Source organism: Mesorhizobium sp. WSM1343 (assembly GCF_055901535.1).
The window spans coordinates 3,711,263-3,726,512 of sequence record NZ_CM148370.1 but is presented as its reverse complement, the minus strand read 5'-3'; the positions used below and the strand labels follow the sequence as shown (position 1 = coordinate 3,726,512).

Annotated in this window: 12 protein-coding genes; 4 read left to right on the top strand and 8 right to left on the bottom strand. The window is 62.6% G+C overall.

Annotation, left to right across the window (positions count from 1 at the left end; all coding sequences use genetic code 11):
* Window positions 1-35 precede the first annotated feature (35 nt).
* Both argS and AC0NIL_RS18060 read right to left on the bottom strand, forming a co-directional pair.
* Entirely contained in the window at window positions 36-1,793 is a 1,758-nt protein-coding gene (gene argS / locus AC0NIL_RS18065) for an arginine--tRNA ligase (RefSeq protein ID WP_473573040.1), read from the bottom strand.
* A gap of 75 nt (window positions 1,794-1,868) precedes the next feature.
* On the bottom strand, window positions 1,869-3,083 hold the full coding sequence (locus tag AC0NIL_RS18060) for a deoxyguanosinetriphosphate triphosphohydrolase (protein ID WP_127371664.1): 1,215 nt from the start codon (window positions 3,081-3,083) through the stop codon (window positions 1,869-1,871).
* A gap of 90 nt (window positions 3,084-3,173) precedes the next feature.
* Here AC0NIL_RS18060 and erpA point away from each other — a divergent pair, with 90 nt between their 5' ends.
* The 4 genes from erpA to AC0NIL_RS18040 all read left to right on the top strand — a co-directional run bounded on the left by erpA (window position 3,174) and on the right by AC0NIL_RS18040 (window position 5,119).
* Window positions 3,174-3,521, top strand: a complete 348-nt coding sequence (erpA, locus tag AC0NIL_RS18055; protein WP_013531288.1) for an iron-sulfur cluster insertion protein ErpA — start codon at window positions 3,174-3,176, stop codon at window positions 3,519-3,521.
* Window position 3,522: 1 nt separating this feature from the next.
* Window positions 3,523-3,918, top strand: a complete 396-nt coding sequence (locus AC0NIL_RS18050; RefSeq protein ID WP_013531287.1) for a VOC family protein — start codon at window positions 3,523-3,525, stop codon at window positions 3,916-3,918.
* A gap of 17 nt (window positions 3,919-3,935) precedes the next feature.
* The gene (xth, locus tag AC0NIL_RS18045) at window positions 3,936-4,730 is read left to right on the top strand and encodes an exodeoxyribonuclease III (protein ID WP_013531286.1); all 795 of its coding nucleotides are present in this window, start codon (window positions 3,936-3,938) and stop codon (window positions 4,728-4,730) included.
* Between the two features lie 134 nt (window positions 4,731-4,864).
* Window positions 4,865-5,119, top strand: coding sequence for a hypothetical protein (locus tag AC0NIL_RS18040; RefSeq protein ID WP_244506831.1), 255 nt, complete (start codon window positions 4,865-4,867; stop codon window positions 5,117-5,119).
* A gap of 49 nt (window positions 5,120-5,168) precedes the next feature.
* Here the strand turns inward: AC0NIL_RS18040 and AC0NIL_RS18035 are convergent, their stop codons facing one another.
* The 6 genes from AC0NIL_RS18035 to AC0NIL_RS18010 form a co-directional block, all read right to left on the bottom strand.
* A complete protein-coding gene (locus AC0NIL_RS18035; RefSeq protein WP_013531284.1) occupies window positions 5,169-6,008 on the bottom strand; it encodes a tetratricopeptide repeat protein in 840 nt (279 codons plus the stop codon).
* Window positions 5,995-7,719 carry a dihydroxy-acid dehydratase gene (gene ilvD, locus AC0NIL_RS18030; protein WP_024503842.1) on the bottom strand — a complete coding sequence of 575 codons (1,725 nt, stop codon included), beginning with the start codon at window positions 7,717-7,719 and terminating at the stop codon, window positions 5,995-5,997. The genes AC0NIL_RS18035 and ilvD overlap by 14 nt, the downstream gene beginning before the upstream one ends.
* 306 nt (window positions 7,720-8,025) lie before the next feature.
* On the bottom strand, window positions 8,026-9,288 hold the full coding sequence (locus AC0NIL_RS18025; protein WP_024503841.1) for an OmpP1/FadL family transporter: 1,263 nt from the start codon (window positions 9,286-9,288) through the stop codon (window positions 8,026-8,028).
* Window positions 9,289-9,646: 358 nt separating this feature from the next.
* Window positions 9,647-12,430, bottom strand: a complete 2,784-nt coding sequence (locus AC0NIL_RS18020) for a valine--tRNA ligase (protein ID WP_473573042.1) — start codon at window positions 12,428-12,430, stop codon at window positions 9,647-9,649.
* 219 nt (window positions 12,431-12,649) lie between these two features.
* Window positions 12,650-13,471, bottom strand: a complete 822-nt coding sequence (locus tag AC0NIL_RS18015) for a PopZ family protein (protein ID WP_473573043.1) — start codon at window positions 13,469-13,471, stop codon at window positions 12,650-12,652.
* A 215-nt stretch (window positions 13,472-13,686) separates the two neighbouring features.
* Window positions 13,687-15,078: a TolC family outer membrane protein gene (locus AC0NIL_RS18010; protein ID WP_013531279.1), complete on the bottom strand. Its 1,392-nt coding sequence runs from the start codon at window positions 15,076-15,078 to the stop codon at window positions 13,687-13,689.
* Window positions 15,079-15,250 lie beyond the last annotated feature (172 nt).

Here is a 15,250-nt window from a genome sequence, read left to right as displayed (position 1 = left end):
ATGTGGGCAAAAGGTGACAGGTTATTTAGTCAAACCTAACGCATTTCAGTGGGCGCGGCGGCCCCGATCAACGTCAGGCCGGACGTCAAAACGTCCGAAACAGCCTGCACCAGCCCTAGTCTGGCATGCGTCAATTGTCGGTCGTTAACCTTAACAAAACGTAAGTCCGGATTATCCGTGCCACGGTTCCAGTGCCCGTGGAAGCTGGAAGCCAGATCATAGAGGTAAAATGCCAGCCGATGCGGCTCGAGCGCAAGGGCGGCGGACTCGATCAGCCGCGGGTATTCGGCAAGCTTGCGGATCAGGCCGATCTCGCCCTCGTCGGTCAGCAATGCCGCGGCCGACGCCAGGCTGTTGCGGTCGAAATTGGCTTCGCCCAGTTGCTCGCTCGCCTGCCGGAACACCGAATGACAGCGCGCCGAGGCGTACTGGACATAGAACACCGGATTGTCCTTGGACTGCTCGGTCACCTTGGCGAAATCGAAATCCAGCGGCGCATCGTTCTTGCGATAGAGCATCATGAAGCGGATCGCGTCGCGGCCCACCTCCTCCACCACTTCGCGCAGCGTCACGAAATCGCCAGACCGCTTCGACATGCGCACCGGTTCGCCCTCGCGAAACAGCTTGACCAGATTGCACAGCAGCACGGTGAGCTTGACCTCTTCGCCGGCAATCGCCCGCGCCAGAGCCTCCAGCCGCTTGACGTAGCCGCCATGGTCGGCGCCGAGCACATAGATCAGGTCGACGAAGCCGCGATCGACCTTGTCCTTGAGATAGGCAACGTCGGCGGCGAAATAGGTGAATGAGCCGTCCGACTTGACCAGCGCCCGGTCCATGTCGTCGCCGACCGCGGTCGAGCGGAACAGCGTCTGCTCGCGGTCCTCCCAATCGTCGGGTTTCTCGCCCTTGGGCGGCGGCAGCTTGCCCTTGTAGATATGGCCCTTCAGCGTCAGATCGTTGATCGCGGAGCGGATCTTCCTGGCATTGTCGGCGTGCAGCGTGCGCTCGGAGAAGAACACGTCGTGATGCACGTTGAGCATCGCCAGGTCCTCGCGGATCATCGCCATCATCGCATCGATGGTGCGATCCTTGACGATGGCGAGCGCCTCGTCATCGGGCATCTGCAGCAGCGAGCGGCCGAATTCCGCGACCAGCGCCTGACCAACTGGCACCAGGTAATCGCCCGGATAAAGCCCGGCCGGAATCTCGCCGATGTCGTCACCCAGCGCTTCGCGGTAACGCAGGAATGCGGAACGGCCGAGCACGTCGATCTGCGAGCCGGCGTCGTTGATGACGTATTCCTTGGTCACGTCGTAACCGGCGAAGGCCATCAGATTGGCAAGTGCATCGCCGACGACAGCACCCCGGCAATGGCCGACATGCATCGGTCCGGTCGGATTGGCCGAGACATATTCGACATTGGTCTTCCTGCCGCCGCCAACCATCGAGCGGCCATAGTTGCGGCCCTCGCCGAGCAGTGCGGTCAGATGTGTCTGCCAGAAGCCGTCCTTCAGCCTGAGATTGACGAAACCGGGGCCGGCCACCTCTGTTGCCGCGACATCCTTGTCGTCGCGCAGCGCCTGCGCCAGTCTTTCGGCCAGCGCGCGCGGGTTCTGGCCGGTCGGCTTGGCCAGCATCATTGCCGCATTGGTCGCCAGGTCGCCATGGCTGGCGTCGCGCGGCGGCTCAACGGCAATGCGCGACAGGTCAGGCGAAATGCCGTCTTTGTCTTTCAGATCAAGCGCTTCGACGGCTTTTATGATTCGCGCGGTGAAATCGGCGAAGATGTTCATTTGTGTGACTCTGGGGTCTGGCTCTGGCGGCTTTGCAGCGAATCCGGCTCGTTGGCCGGCAAAATCGAGCCCGCCCTAGCCCAATTCAGGCGTATGGTCAAACAAACGCCGGTGTTCCTTGAGCGCGTAGGTGTCGGTCATACCCGCCAGGAAGTCGGCGACGCTGCGCGCCTTGATGCGATCATCGGCCCGATCCAGCCCCTCGCGCCAGCCATCCGGCATGGCGCGCGGATCGGCGAAATAGGCGTCGAACAGATCCTTGACGATCTGCTCGGCATCCGCGCGCACCCTCATAACCTCCGCGTGCCGGTAGAGGTGCTTGTACAGAAAGGCCTTCAGTTCCTTCTCCAGGGCAGCCATTTCGGCCGAGAAAACCACCATCGTCTCGCCAGCTGCCCTCACTGCATCGGCGCTCCGCGGCCTGATGCGATCGAGATTGGCGGTCGTCGACCTGATCACGTCCTCGACCATGGCCGTTATCTGCCGCCGCATCAGTTCGTGGCCGGTGCGCACGGCATCGAGGGAGGGATAGCGTTCGCGCACGCCTTTCAGGATCGTTCCCGGCAGCGAAACCGTCTCCAGCATGTCCAGCGTCAAGAGTCCTGCCCTCAACCCGTCGTCGATGTCATGCGTGTTGTAGGCGATATCGTCGGCGATCGCCGCGCATTGCGCCTCGATGCCGGCGAACCGGTCGAGTTCGAGATCGTGCAGTTGCGAATAATCACGGATCGCCTGTGGCACCGGCCCTTTCAGACCCTTGCCGTTGGCATCCGTCAGCGGCCCATTGTGCTTGACCAGGCCTTCCAGCGTTTCCCAGGTCAGGTTGAGCCCGTCGAATTCGGCGTAGCGCGCCTCCAGCCTTGTCACGATGCGCAGCGATTGGGCGTTGTGGTCGAAGCCGCCCCAGGCGGCCATCTTCTCGTTGAGCGCGTCCTCGCCGGTGTGGCCGAAGGGCGTGTGGCCGAAATCATGCACCAGCGCCACCGCCTCGGCCAGATCCTCGTCGCCGCGCAGCGCCCGTGCCAGGGCGCGCGCTATCTGCGCCACTTCGATCGAATGGGTCAGCCGGGTGCGATAGTGGTCGCCTTCATGGGCGATGAAGACCTGCGTCTTGTGCTTCAGCCGCCGGAAGGCCGTCGAATGGATGATGCGGTCACGGTCCCGCTGGAATGGCGTGCGGGTCGGGCTCTCCACCTCGTCGAACAGCCGCCCGCGCGAGTTTGCCGGATCGCAGGCATAGGCGGCGCGTGGCCGATAGCCGAATCCGATGTCGCCCAACTCACTGGTCATGGCTGATGCTGCCGCGTTTGACTTAGCCAGGTTGACTTGGCCCCTCGCGCTTCATACCTATCATGTGAAACCGAAAGCAAGGTGACGCCCATGGGCGCTGATGCCAAGACTGCCATGAAAGTCGATATGACCGAGGCCGCCGCCAAGCGGATCGCCAGGATTGTCTCGAACGAAGCCGGCAAGACGGCGCTGCGCGTTTCGGTCGAAGGCGGCGGCTGCTCGGGCTTCTCCTACAAGTTCGATCTGGTCGATACGCGCAACGACGACGACGTCGCCATCGAGAAGGACGGCGCCACCGTGCTGATCGACGATTTGTCGCTGGTCTATATGGGCGGATCTGTGATCGATTTCGTCGACGATCTGATGGGCCAGTCGTTCCAGATCCGCAATCCGAACGCCGTCGCCTCCTGCGGCTGCGGCACGAGTTTCTCCATATAGAATGCCTGCCATCGGTGCGGTCCGTCAGATCGCGCTGTCGGCTGGCCGTGACCTCGACGTGACGCTGGCTTTCTGGCGCGACGTGCTCGGCATGGCCGTCCATGCACGCTTCGATCCGCCGGGCATCGCCTTCATCATGGCCGGAGAAATCAGGCTGCTGTTCACCGACGGCGTACCGGCCGGAACCGTCTATCTCGACATATCGGGCCTTGATCAGTTCCATGCCTCGGCTGCTGCCGCCGGCGTGCCCTTCACCGCGCCGCCAACGCTTGTCCATCGCGACACGGACGGCCAGTTCGGTCCAGCGGGGGAAAGCGAATGGATGGCCTTCCTAAAGGACCCGGCTGGCAATACGATCGGCCTCGTCGAACGCCATCCGCCGCAAGAGCCCAACTGAACAGCATCGAGACCGCCATGAAAATCGTCACCTGGAACATCAACGGTGTCCGCGCCCGCATCGGCAACCTGACCCATTGGCTGACCGAGAGCGCACCCGACATCGTCTGCCTGCAGGAGATCAAGACGGTCGACGAGCAGTTCCCGCGCGCCGAGATCGAGGCGCTTGGCTACAATGTCGAAACCCATGGCCAAAAGGGTTTCAACGGCGTCGCGCTGTTGTCGAAGCTGCGCTTCGACGAGGTGATCAGGGGCCTGCCCGGCGACGATGCCGATGAACAGGCGCGTTTCATCGAAGGCGTTTTCTCAACCGACAAGGGCGCCTTGCGCGTTGCCTCGCTCTATCTGCCGAACGGCAATCCGATCGATGACGAGAAGAAGTTTCCTTACAAGCTGTCCTGGATGGCGCGGCTTGAGCGCTGGGCCGAAGAACGGCTGAGACTTGAGGAGGCTCTGGTGCTCGCCGGCGACTACAACGTCATTCCCGAGCCGATCGACGCGCGGTTTCCGGAGAACTGGCTGGGCGACGCCCTGTTCCAGCCGCAGACGCGACAGGCCTTCCGTCGGCTGCTCAATCTTGGTTTCACCGAGGCGGTGCGCGCGGTCACCGACGCGCGCGACACCTATACGTTCTGGGACTATCAGGCCGGCGCCTGGCAGAAGAACAACGGCATCCGTATCGACCACCTGCTTTTGTCGCCGGAAGCCGCCAACCGATTCTCATCGGCCTCTATCGAAAAGCATGTGCGCGCTTGGGAAAAACCGTCCGACCATGTCCCGGTGGCGATCGATCTCGCGCTTCAGCCGGCTTGAGAGAACCTCGCCGGGCCCGTCTGCGCTGAACCCTCATATCGCCACATTTCGCGCCGTTCATTGCAGACCAGCATGGCGGCTGGGGTTCCATGAGCACACGATTTCATCTTTGTCCCATTGGCCTGGCATTTGCCATGGCCGTTCCTGGTACGGCATTTGCCGACCAGGAATGCCTGGCCAATGGAAAATCCTACCAGATCGGTCAGGTCGCCTGCCTGACGGTGGCCGAGCAGAGCCATCTGGCCCGCTGCGATATGGTGCTCAACAACACCTCGTGGACGAAGATCGGGGATAGCTGCCCGGAAAACACGCTGGCGCCACACCCCCATGTCACGCCGATCTCGACGCCGGCGCCCAGCATGGTGCCGACGGAGCCGATCGCGAACTGAGCAATCTCCCGCTTCGTGGGGGAGATCGGCAGTTCAGCCGCCAGCAAAACTACTGGTCCGCGTTGTTGCCCTTGGTGAGGATATCATCGGCCAGCGAGATGGCGGTGCGACGGTCGGCCTCGCCCGCGGTGGCAAATGCCTCTTCCTGCATGCCGCGGATCCAGGGCTGGTCAGCCGGCGAAGCGCGTTCGAGCGCTGCCGTCATCATCGCCAGGCCGCGAACGATCTTGCCGCTCTGGAACAACAGATGGCCCAGCGTCGCCTGGGCGCCGGCATGGCCTTTCTCGGCGGCGAGTTGGAACCAGCGCCCGGCCTGCTTGACACTGGCCTTCACCCCGCCCTCGCCCTTCAGGAACATCTGCCCCATCTCGAACTGTGCGTTCGGGTTACGGTAGTTGGCAGCCGCGCGCATGTAGTATTCCTGGGCCGCCACCTCGTTCTCGGTGACCGGGCTGCCGGGAATGCCCGTGCGCAAATAGTCGCCAAGCGCCACCAGCGCATCGGAGACATAGCTTTCCTCGGGCGAGCCGGGCTCGACATCCTGGTCGACGATCTCGGAGAAGAACTTGAACGCCTCATAGTCGTCGCGCGCCACGCCGTCGCCCTCGGCATACATGCGGGCAAGCTTCCAGGTGGCGCCGATCTGGCCGTTTTCGGCGGCGTATTTGTAGGCCTCGGCAGCCTGCTCCTTGTGGCCGTTCTTGTAGGCGGAGAAGCCGAACTGGAAGACCGCCCAGGGGCTCGATTGCGGCTTCACCCCGGTCTTGTCGTCGAACACCTTGTCGTCGAAGGCCATGGCCTGGCCGACGGCGCCAAAGGTCGCGCCAAACGTGGCGGCCACGACCAGTGCCGAAAAGACAGACGACCTCAACAACTCAGATGTCCGCATAACAGTGTGTTTCTTTCGCACCGCCCGGATGGGTCACCGCGCCATCGCGCGCCGGCCCTACCGTCTGTGCATATTTCCATATCGCGCCCGACTGATAATCGGTCGCGCGCGCCTTCCATGTCTTTGCCCTCGCCGCCAGTTCGCTATCGGACAACGCCACATCGATCGTGCCGTTCACCGCGTCGATCGAGATCACGTCACCATCCCTGAGCAGTCCGATCGGGCCACCCACGGCTGCTTCGGGGCCGACATGGCCGATGCAGAAACCGCGCGTCGCGCCCGAGAAGCGCCCGTCGGTGATCAGCGCCACCTTGCCGCCCATGCCCTGGCCGTAGAGTGCTGCCGTCGTCGACAGCATTTCGCGCATGCCGGGGCCGCCGCGCGGTCCTTCGTAGCGAATGACGAGAACCTCGCCCTCCCTGTAGTTGCGATGGGTCACCGCCTCGAAACATTCCTCTTCCGAATCGAAGCAGCGGGCCGGACCGGAGAATTTCAACTCCGCCATGCCGGCGACCTTCACGATCGCGCCTTCGGGGGCCAGGTTTCCCTTCAAGCCCACGACACCGCCGGTTTGGGTAATGGGTCTGTTGGCCGGGCGGACCACATCCTGATGCTCATTCCAGACAACGTGCTGCATGTTTTCGGCCAAAGTGCGGCCAGTCACCGTCATGCAATCGCCATGCAGATAGCCGTGGTCGAGCAGGGTCTTCATCAGCAGCGGAATGCCGCCGGCCTCGAACATGTCCTTGGCGACATATTTGCCGCCCGGCTTGAGGTCGGCGATGTAAGGCGTCTTCTCGAAGATCTTGGCCACGTCGAACAGGTCGAACTTGATGCCGGCCTCGTGCGCGATCGCCGGCAGATGCAGTGCCGCGTTGGTCGAACCGCCGGTGGCCGAGACCACGGTCGCCGCATTCTCCAGCGCCTTCAGCGTGACGATGTCGCGCGGCCGGATATTTCTGGCGATCAGCTCCATGATCTTTTCGCCCGAGGCGAAATTGAACCGGTCGCGCATTTCATAGGGCGCCGGCGCGCCGCAGGAATAGGGCAGCGCCAGGCCGATCGCCTCGGCGACGGTCGCCATGGTGTTGGCGGTGAACTGGGCGCCGCAGGAACCGGCCGAGGGACACGCGACCTGCTCGATCTCAAGCAGTTCGTCATCGCTGATCGTGCCGACTGAGTGCTGGCCGACCGCCTCGAAAACATCCTGCACGGTGATCTGGCGGCCGCGATAGCTGCCGGGCAGGATCGAACCGCCATAGATGAAGATCGACGGCACGTTGAGCCGCACCATGGCCATCATCATGCCGGGCAGCGACTTGTCGCAGCCGGCGAGCCCAACCAGCGCGTCGTAGCAATGGCCGCGCATGGTGAGCTCGACCGAATCGGCGATGACCTCGCGCGACACCAACGACGACTTCATGCCCTGGTGACCCATGGCGATGCCATCGGTGACGGTGATGGTGCAGAATTCGCGCGGCGTGCCGCTGGCGGCCGCGACGCCCTTCTTGACCACCTGCGCCTGGCGCATCAGCGAAATGTTGCAGGGCGCCGCCTCGTTCCAGCAGGAGGCGACCCCGACCAGCGGCTGCGCAATCTCGGCCGCCGACAAACCCATGGCATAGAGATAGGAACGATGCGGCGCACGCGCCGGACCGACGGTCACATAGCGGCTAGGGAGCTTAGCCTTGGAGATGACTTTGGCGTCCATACTCTTCCTTGCCCCATCTTCCCTGCAAATGGGGCGGAGCGGCCTGCCCCCTCGCCGAGCCTTTTGGCGCGTGTCCCGAGACAAGATCGAGGTGCGCCGGGTTTATGGCGGGAAATGGGCAATTTCCTCAGCCCAGCTTCTACCGCAGGGGTTGTTCAGAAAGTGTTGCCAAAACGTCACAATAGCAGGAGGCGCAAGCGGTTTGGATTACGTGCAATGCAGCTTGGATGAGACAATCGCGGGCAATGCGATCTCAAACGAAAAAAGCCGGGCAGTGCCCGGCCTTTCATGCGCAATTTCAATTCGTTACCACTTGACCTTCAATGATGTTGAAAGTGCCGTGACAAGGTCGTTGCCGAAGTCCGCGGTATAGCCATTGTCATATGTTAGGCCATCATCTGGGTTTACGGCCGTATGGATCGATCCACTGGTCAGCACTCCCACCGCGCCCCCAAGTCGAACCTCGATGTTCTGAGTTGGCGTGTAGGCCACGCCACCGCTGAGGGTCCAGGTATCGGTCTGGGCGCTCAGGCCGGTCGACGTTCCGCGATCCCACGTGATAACCGCCGCACCGCTCCACTGATCATTGAATTTGTGGCCGACGCCGCCGGAAACTGTCCAGCCATCGCGATAGAGTAGATCGAGCGAGGTAAGCCGCAATGGGCTGGTCGTCGTGCAGGATGCCGTGCCGGTGGGACAAAACGGAATGCTCTGTAGCTCGCTCCAATTCATCCACTTGATGGATCCGAATGCCAGCCAGCCAGGAGCTATGCCCGACTGAAGCTTGAGCTCTACAGAATCCGGAACCTGCGAGGAACCACTAACATTCGTCACTTTGCCCAAAAACGGATTTAAAGGATTGAGGGCCGCGGGAACCTGAGACAGATCCAGCGTTCCGTCCAAATTGTTGAGCTTGACCGCCGAATTATAGACCAAGCTGGCGCGCAGGGCGATATCCGGAATCTCATACGCAACGCCGGCTCGCCATCCCCAGCCGTCACCCTCAAGGTCAAGCCGCCCTATGCCCGCACCGGGAATGGGAGCCACCAATTGTTCTTTGAAGCCAGAAACATTCTCGTGGAACACGCCGCCGATAAAACGAAACTGTCCTTTGCCGAGATCCATTTTGTAGGAGCAGGTTCCACCCACAGCCTCGCTCTTCACCTGGGTTTCAACATTGCTGTTCGCGCCGGCCCAATTCCGACCCGGGTTGCTGGACGCACCAATCGGCTGGCCATAGTCCACGAGGCAATCGACGGGGCCCATACCCGCCTTGATGCCGACGCTCGGCACCCAATAGCTTTCGGTATCGCGAGCACTGTTGGAGAAACCCATGAGGTTAAGGGGGCCGTCGGACGGGTCGGTGTCCTTCACGTTCTTGAGGTCGCGCTGCGGCATCACATAGGTGCCGGAGACCTCACCCGTGACTTGGGCAGGATCGAACAGCAGATCGATATCGTAGCCGCCACGCTCCAGGCCGCCGGCATGTGCCGGATTCATCGCCGTCCCGATCAAAGCCAGCGAAAAGCAGCCCGCCCCCAGCAGCGCCTTCAGTCGCAGAATAGTCATGAAATGTCCTCCCCCGAATTCGAGTGCACCAAGCTAGAACCAATTCAGGTTAACGGTGCAACAACGAATTCGCGGGCGTACATGTACACACTGGCCAGCCGCATTTTCGAGGAAATGCAACCGGGTGCGGCAAGGCCGAAAAATGGTCTGTGAAGGCTGAGCGGCTCTCAAAAAACAGGGAAAACCATCCAAAAGGCTCGAAAACAGGCCTTTTTTGGGGTCCGGGAGCCCCATTGTTACATTATGGCAACAATGCGGCTAAAACTTCCGTTTACGTCAATATTAACGCAACGGAATGCTGATTTTCCAGGCGGAAAACCAGCATTTTAGAGGGGTCTAAAGTCTCGCGAATCTATCCTCAACCGGCGTCGCGAACCCTGGCCAACGCGACCGACAGCTTGTCCTGTGCATCGCGGTATTCGGCGAGCTTTTCACGCTCGGCATCGACGATCTCGGCCGGCGCGCTGGCCACGAACCTCTCGTTCGACAGTTTCTTGTGCAGGCGCGCGATCTCCTCGGTCACCTTGGCCAGTTCCTTCTGCAACCGTGCAGCCTCGGCGGCGAGGTCGATCAGGCTGCCAAGCGGCAGGCAGATCGTCGCCTCGTTGAGCACGATCTGCGCCGAACCCTTGGGCGCGACATCGGCAAGCGAGATGTCGCCGACCCGCGCCAGCCGCTTGATCGCCGAATCCTCGCGAACGAGGCGCTCGCGTGTCACATCGTTGGCGCCGACCACGACGAGCGGTGCGATGGCTGCCGGCGGCACGTTCATCTCCGAACGCACGGAGCGGATGCCGGAGACGAGGTCGACCAGCCAATTGATGTCGGCTGCAGCCTCGGCGTCTTCGAAGTCCGGTGACGGCCACGCGGCATGGCACAGCAGCGAGGGGCGTTGCTTGCCTTCGCCAGCGGTCTGCGCCCACAGTTCCTCGGTCATGAACGGCATCATCGGATGCAGCAGCTTGTAGATCTCGTCGAGCACGAAGGCGACGCAGGCTCGGCTTTCGGCTTTGGCCGCCTCGTCGGTTCCCATGAACACCGGCTTCAGCAGTTCCAGGTACCAGTCGCAGAACAGGTTCCAGACAAAGCGGTAGGCAGCGCCCGCCGCCTCGTTGAAGCGGTATGAGGTGATGCCGTCCGTGATCTCGCGCGCCGCCCGCGTCAGCTCGGTGAGGATCCAGCGGTTGACCGCCAGCTTGGCGTCGTTGAGCCAGAAATCGTCATTGCGCGCGACCTCGTTCATCTCGGCAAAACGCGTCGCGTTCCACAGCTTGGTGCCGAAATTGCGATAGCCGGCGATGCGCGCCGGATCGAGCTTCACGTCGCGGCCCTGCGCCGCCATCACCGTCAGCGTGAAGCGCAGCGCATCGGCGCCGTATTCGTCGATCAGGTCGAGCGGATCGATGACGTTGCCTTTCGACTTCGACATCTTGGCGCCGTTCTTGTCGCGCACCAGCGCATGGACATAGACGGTGTGGAACGGCTCCTCGTCCATGAAGTGCAGGCCCATCATCATCATGCGGGCGACCCAGAAGAAGATGATGTCGAAGCCTGTCACCAGCACGTCGGTCTGGTAGTAGGTCTTCAGCTCGGGAGTCTCATCGGGCCAACCCAGCGTCGAGAACGGCCACAGCGCCGACGAGAACCAGGTGTCCAGCACGTCCTCGTCACGGGTCAGGATCTCGCCCGGCTTGAAGTTCTCCAGCTTGTCCTCGACCCAGGCCTTCCACGGTCCTTCCAGCGCCAGATAGAATTCGATCGCGGCGCTCAGCGCCTCTTCCTCGGTCTTCTCGACGAAGACGCGCCCGTCCGGCCCGTACCAGGCCGGAATCTGGTGGCCCCACCAGAGCTGGCGCGAGATGCACCAGGGCTGGATGTTCTCCATCCAGTCGAAATAGGTCTTTTCCCAGTTCTTCGGCACGAAGTTCGTGCGACCTTCGCGCACTGAAGCGATTGCCGGTTTGGCCAGCTCCGCCGCATTGGCATACCATTGCTCGGTCAGGAACGGCTCGATCGGCACGCCGCCGCGATCGCCATGCGGCACGGCGTGGCGATGCGGCTCGACCTTTTCGAGGAAGCCGCCCTCTTCCATCAGCTCGACGATCTTCTTACGCGCGACGAAGCGATCGAGGCCGTCGAGTTCGTCCCAGACCGCCTGGCGCTCCGGCGTCACCTCGAGACCGGCAAGGAAATCCTCATTGTCCCTGAGACTTACCGCCGCCTCCGTGGTCAGGATATTGATCGCCGGCAGCTTGTGGCGCCTGCCGACCTCGAAATCGTTGAAGTCGTGCGCCGGCGTGATCTTGACCGCGCCCGAACCTTTTTCCGGATCGGAATACTCATCCGCCACCACGGGAATCCTGCGGCCAACGATCGGCAGGACGATGTTCTTGCCGACCAGATGCCGGAAGCGCTCGTCGTCGGGATGCACCGCGACGGCCGTATCGCCCAGCATCGTCTCCGGGCGCGTCGTCGCCACGGTGATGAAGGTTTTCGGGTTTTCCGGGTCGAAGACCTTGCCTTCGACGGGGTAGCGGAAGTGCCAGAGATTGCCATTGACCTCCTGCTGCTCGACCTCGAGATCGGAGATCGCGGTGAGCAGCTTGGGGTCCCAGTTCACAAGACGCTTGTCCTTGTAGATCAGCCCTTCCTTGTAGAGCGTGACGAACACTTCGAGCACCGCCTTGGACAGGCCTTCGTCCATGGTGAAGCGTTCGCGTGACCAGTCGGCCGAGGCGCCGAGCCGCTTCAACTGGTTGAAGATGGCACCGCCGGATTCGGCCTTCCACTCCCACACTTTCTCGATGAACTGTTCGCGGGTCAGGTCGCGGCGATGGATCTGCTTTTCCATCAGCTGCCGCTCGACCACCATCTGCGTGGCAATGCCGGCATGGTCCATGCCCGGCTGCCACAAGACGTTCTTGCCGCGCATGCGCTCGAAGCGCACCAATATATCCTGCAGCGTGTTGTTGAGCGCGTGTCCCATATGCAGCGAGCCGGTGACGTTCGGCGGCGGGATGACGATGGTGAAGGCCTCCGCCCCCTCCTCGGCCCCGGCACCGGCGCGAAACGCGTCGGCCTCTTCCCAGACTTTGGCGATCTTCGGCTCGACGGTTTTGGCGTCGTAGGTCTTTTCAAGCATGGGAAAATGGTCCGCGCTGTCGGGAGTTTTGCTGGTCCGGTGTAAATCGGAAGGTTTTGGCCAAGTCAACCGCAAGGGCAGTCTCGGACCCTCACAAGCAGATAGGCGCGGCCTCAGTCATTTCAACGCAAAGCGATCCGTCGTCCTGCCGACAACGACTTCACCAAAAGAAACGGCGCCACGAAGGCGCCGTTTCCTCTGGGCAATCGGCATGGGGAACTACTGCGCCCCGCGCGCCACGCGCTCGATCTCCTCGCGCACCAGCCTTTCGACCAGTGTCGGCAGATTGTTGTCGAGCCAATCCTGCAGCATCGGCCGCAGCATCTCTTCGGCCATCTCGTCGAATGTCTTCTTGCTGCGGCTGGCAAATGCGTCGGAAAGCTCGCCAAAGGCAGCCGCGACCTGACGGCCGGTGTGCTCGGAAACGATCGCCGGACGCGGCGCGTCGCTGGCCGCCACCGGCCGCACCACGCTTGCATCCGGACGAGACGGCTCGGTAGCCGGTTTCGCGGTCGGTTCATCCCCTGGAGCCTCCATCGACGGCTGGGCAGCTGTCTTGCGGGCTTCGCTCCGGTCTGGCACCGCCGCCCTCGCCTGCTCGCCAACCGCGGCGATCTCGCGACGCCAATCGGCGATGGAAGCGTCGGCGACAGGACGCGATATTGGCGCTTCAGCCGTGATTGGCTCCGCTGCAACGCGGGCGCTGACCTCGGCGAGTGTCATCGATGGCCTTGCCGGGCTGGGATCGGGGCGCACCGGCGTTTCCATGCGCGCCACCACCGGCTCGGCCGGCGGCAGCTGTGACTGGACTTCCGCCAGCGTGACAGGCTTCCTGCCCTCGGGGGCGGCATGCAGGTCGGCACGAAAAGCTTCCACGTCGGGGGCTGCATAGGCGCTCGACGCGCTCTCCAGATCCTGGCTCAGCTCATCGGCGTCGCCCGGCTGCTTGCGGCCGCCGTCGCTGTCCTCGATGATCCGCCTGATGGAAGCCAGTATCTCTTCCATGGAAGGTTCGCGCTGTGCGCTGCTTGCCGTTGCCATCGTCACATCCGCCGCCCTTGTGACCCCTGTTGGGTTTTCCGCTCCGGCAGAGCCGGATCGAATCATGGCCACAGCGTAACCGACGGATCGCCGCACGAGAATCCCCAATCTGGGGACTTGTGGGATTTCAACAGATTAGCGCCATCTGAACCCGAGAGCCGCAGCGCGAAAGATCCTGCTCAAGCAGGGAACACGGCCAGTTCAGGCCGAACGCCTCAGCGGCCGTCCGGCGTGCGCAGTCCGTACCACTTGTCCTTGACCGCGTTGTAGTGCTCTTCAGGCTTGTATTTCGCTACCTGCAAGCCAAGGCGGTCGACGGACAGACGGCCGGTCGCCTGCAGGATGGCGTAGCTCGCCACCACCACATCGTGTTCGTAACCGGCCTGGTTGATCTGGGCGGTGATGACCGTCGCCTGCGCATTGAGGACGTCGAGCGTGGTGCGCTGGCCGACATTGCGCTCTTCGATGACACCGTTCAGTGCCAGCTTCGCGGCTTCGATCACTTGCCTGTTGGCCGTCAGCTGCTGCTGCGCGGCGGTGTACTCGGTCCAGGCGGCGGTGACGGCCTGGCGCACCTGGTCGCGGCTGACGTCGACCTGGATGCGGGCCTGGCTGAGTGATTCCTTGTTCTGGCGCACGATCGCCGAGGTGCGGCCACCTGAATAGATCGGGATGGTCAGCGTTGCCCCGACACTGGCCGAATTGGTCGTGCCATCCTGCGAACCGACGCCTGGCAAAGGCGAGGTATTGCGATAGGCGCTCGAAACGCCGGCGGAAGCCGACAGCTGCGGCAACAGCGCGCCTTCGGCCGACTTCACCGAAAACGCCGCGGCGTCGACCAGATGCTGCGTGGCAAGGATGGCCGGATGCTCGTTCGAGGCCACCCCGACGGCGGCGGCGAGGCTCGACGGCAACAGCTTTGCCACCGGCGAAGCGCCCTTGAGTTTGCCCGGCTCGTCGCCAACGATCTGGCGATAGAGCGCCGCACTTGCCAGCGCCTGCGCCCGGGCAGCACTCAGCGACGCCACCGCGGCGGCGCGCGAAGCGTCGGCCTGGGCGACATCGGTGCGCGTGCCTTCGCCAACTTCGAAGCGCGAACGCGCCGCGCGCGCCGTTTCGGTCAGGAACTGCAGGTTCTGCTCGGTCAGCACGGCGACCTGCCGGTCGCGAATCACGTTCATATACGCTTGCGCCGCACTGAACAGGATGCCCTCTTCGGTGTTGCGCAGGCTTTCGACCGAAGCCCGGACCTGCGCTTCGGCGGCAGCGACATTGTTCCTGGTCTGAAAGCCGTCGAACAGCGTCTGGTCGATCTGGACGCCAAAATTGCCGGTGGTCAGCCGCACGCTTGAATTGGTGCCGTTGAGATGGCTGCTCGAATAATCGATATCCGCCGAGCCGGTGACAACCGGGCGGTAGCCCGACTTGGCGATGGCGACACCCTCATCGGTGACGCGAACGCCGGCACGGGCCGAATTCAGTGAAGAATTGTACTGGTAGGCCTTTGCAAGCGCGCCGGAGATGGTTTCGGCTGAAGCGGCCAGTGGGGACAGCATGGTCGCCGAAACGAGGACGGCGGTGAAAAGTGACTTGCGTAAAGACGGCACGGTTAAACCCTCATTCGTTTTCCATGGGAACCGCGCCGCGCCTGCTTCTCTCATAGATCAGCCGGCGCCGCGTGTTCGTGTTCCCTGCTGCTCACCCCCAAAGTGCCCCCAGTTTGGCATCAGCAGCGATCGTTCAAATGCAAGCGACCATGACAAAGCCTCTGCTGCAAGG

Bases quoted from the DNA above. Each gene is read 5' to 3' on its own strand.
- argS (WP_473573040.1), bottom strand. From the start codon at position 1,793: ATGAACATCTTCGCCGATTTCACCGCGCGAATCATAAAAGCCGTCGAA.
- AC0NIL_RS18060 (WP_127371664.1), bottom strand. From the start codon at position 3,083: ATGACCAGTGAGTTGGGCGACATCGGATTCGGCTATCGGCCACGCGCC.
- erpA (WP_013531288.1), top strand. From the start codon at position 3,174: ATGGGCGCTGATGCCAAGACTGCCATGAAAGTCGATATGACCGAGGCC.
- AC0NIL_RS18050 (WP_013531287.1), top strand. From the start codon at position 3,523: ATGCCTGCCATCGGTGCGGTCCGTCAGATCGCGCTGTCGGCTGGCCGT.
- xth (WP_013531286.1), top strand. From the start codon at position 3,936: ATGAAAATCGTCACCTGGAACATCAACGGTGTCCGCGCCCGCATCGGC.
- AC0NIL_RS18040 (WP_244506831.1), top strand. From the start codon at position 4,865: ATGGCCGTTCCTGGTACGGCATTTGCCGACCAGGAATGCCTGGCCAAT.
- AC0NIL_RS18035 (WP_013531284.1), bottom strand. From the start codon at position 6,008: ATGCGGACATCTGAGTTGTTGAGGTCGTCTGTCTTTTCGGCACTGGTC.
- ilvD (WP_024503842.1), bottom strand. From the start codon at position 7,719: ATGGACGCCAAAGTCATCTCCAAGGCTAAGCTCCCTAGCCGCTATGTG.
- AC0NIL_RS18025 (WP_024503841.1), bottom strand. From the start codon at position 9,288: ATGACTATTCTGCGACTGAAGGCGCTGCTGGGGGCGGGCTGCTTTTCG.
- AC0NIL_RS18020 (WP_473573042.1), bottom strand. From the start codon at position 12,430: ATGCTTGAAAAGACCTACGACGCCAAAACCGTCGAGCCGAAGATCGCC.
- AC0NIL_RS18015 (WP_473573043.1), bottom strand. From the start codon at position 13,471: ATGGCAACGGCAAGCAGCGCACAGCGCGAACCTTCCATGGAAGAGATA.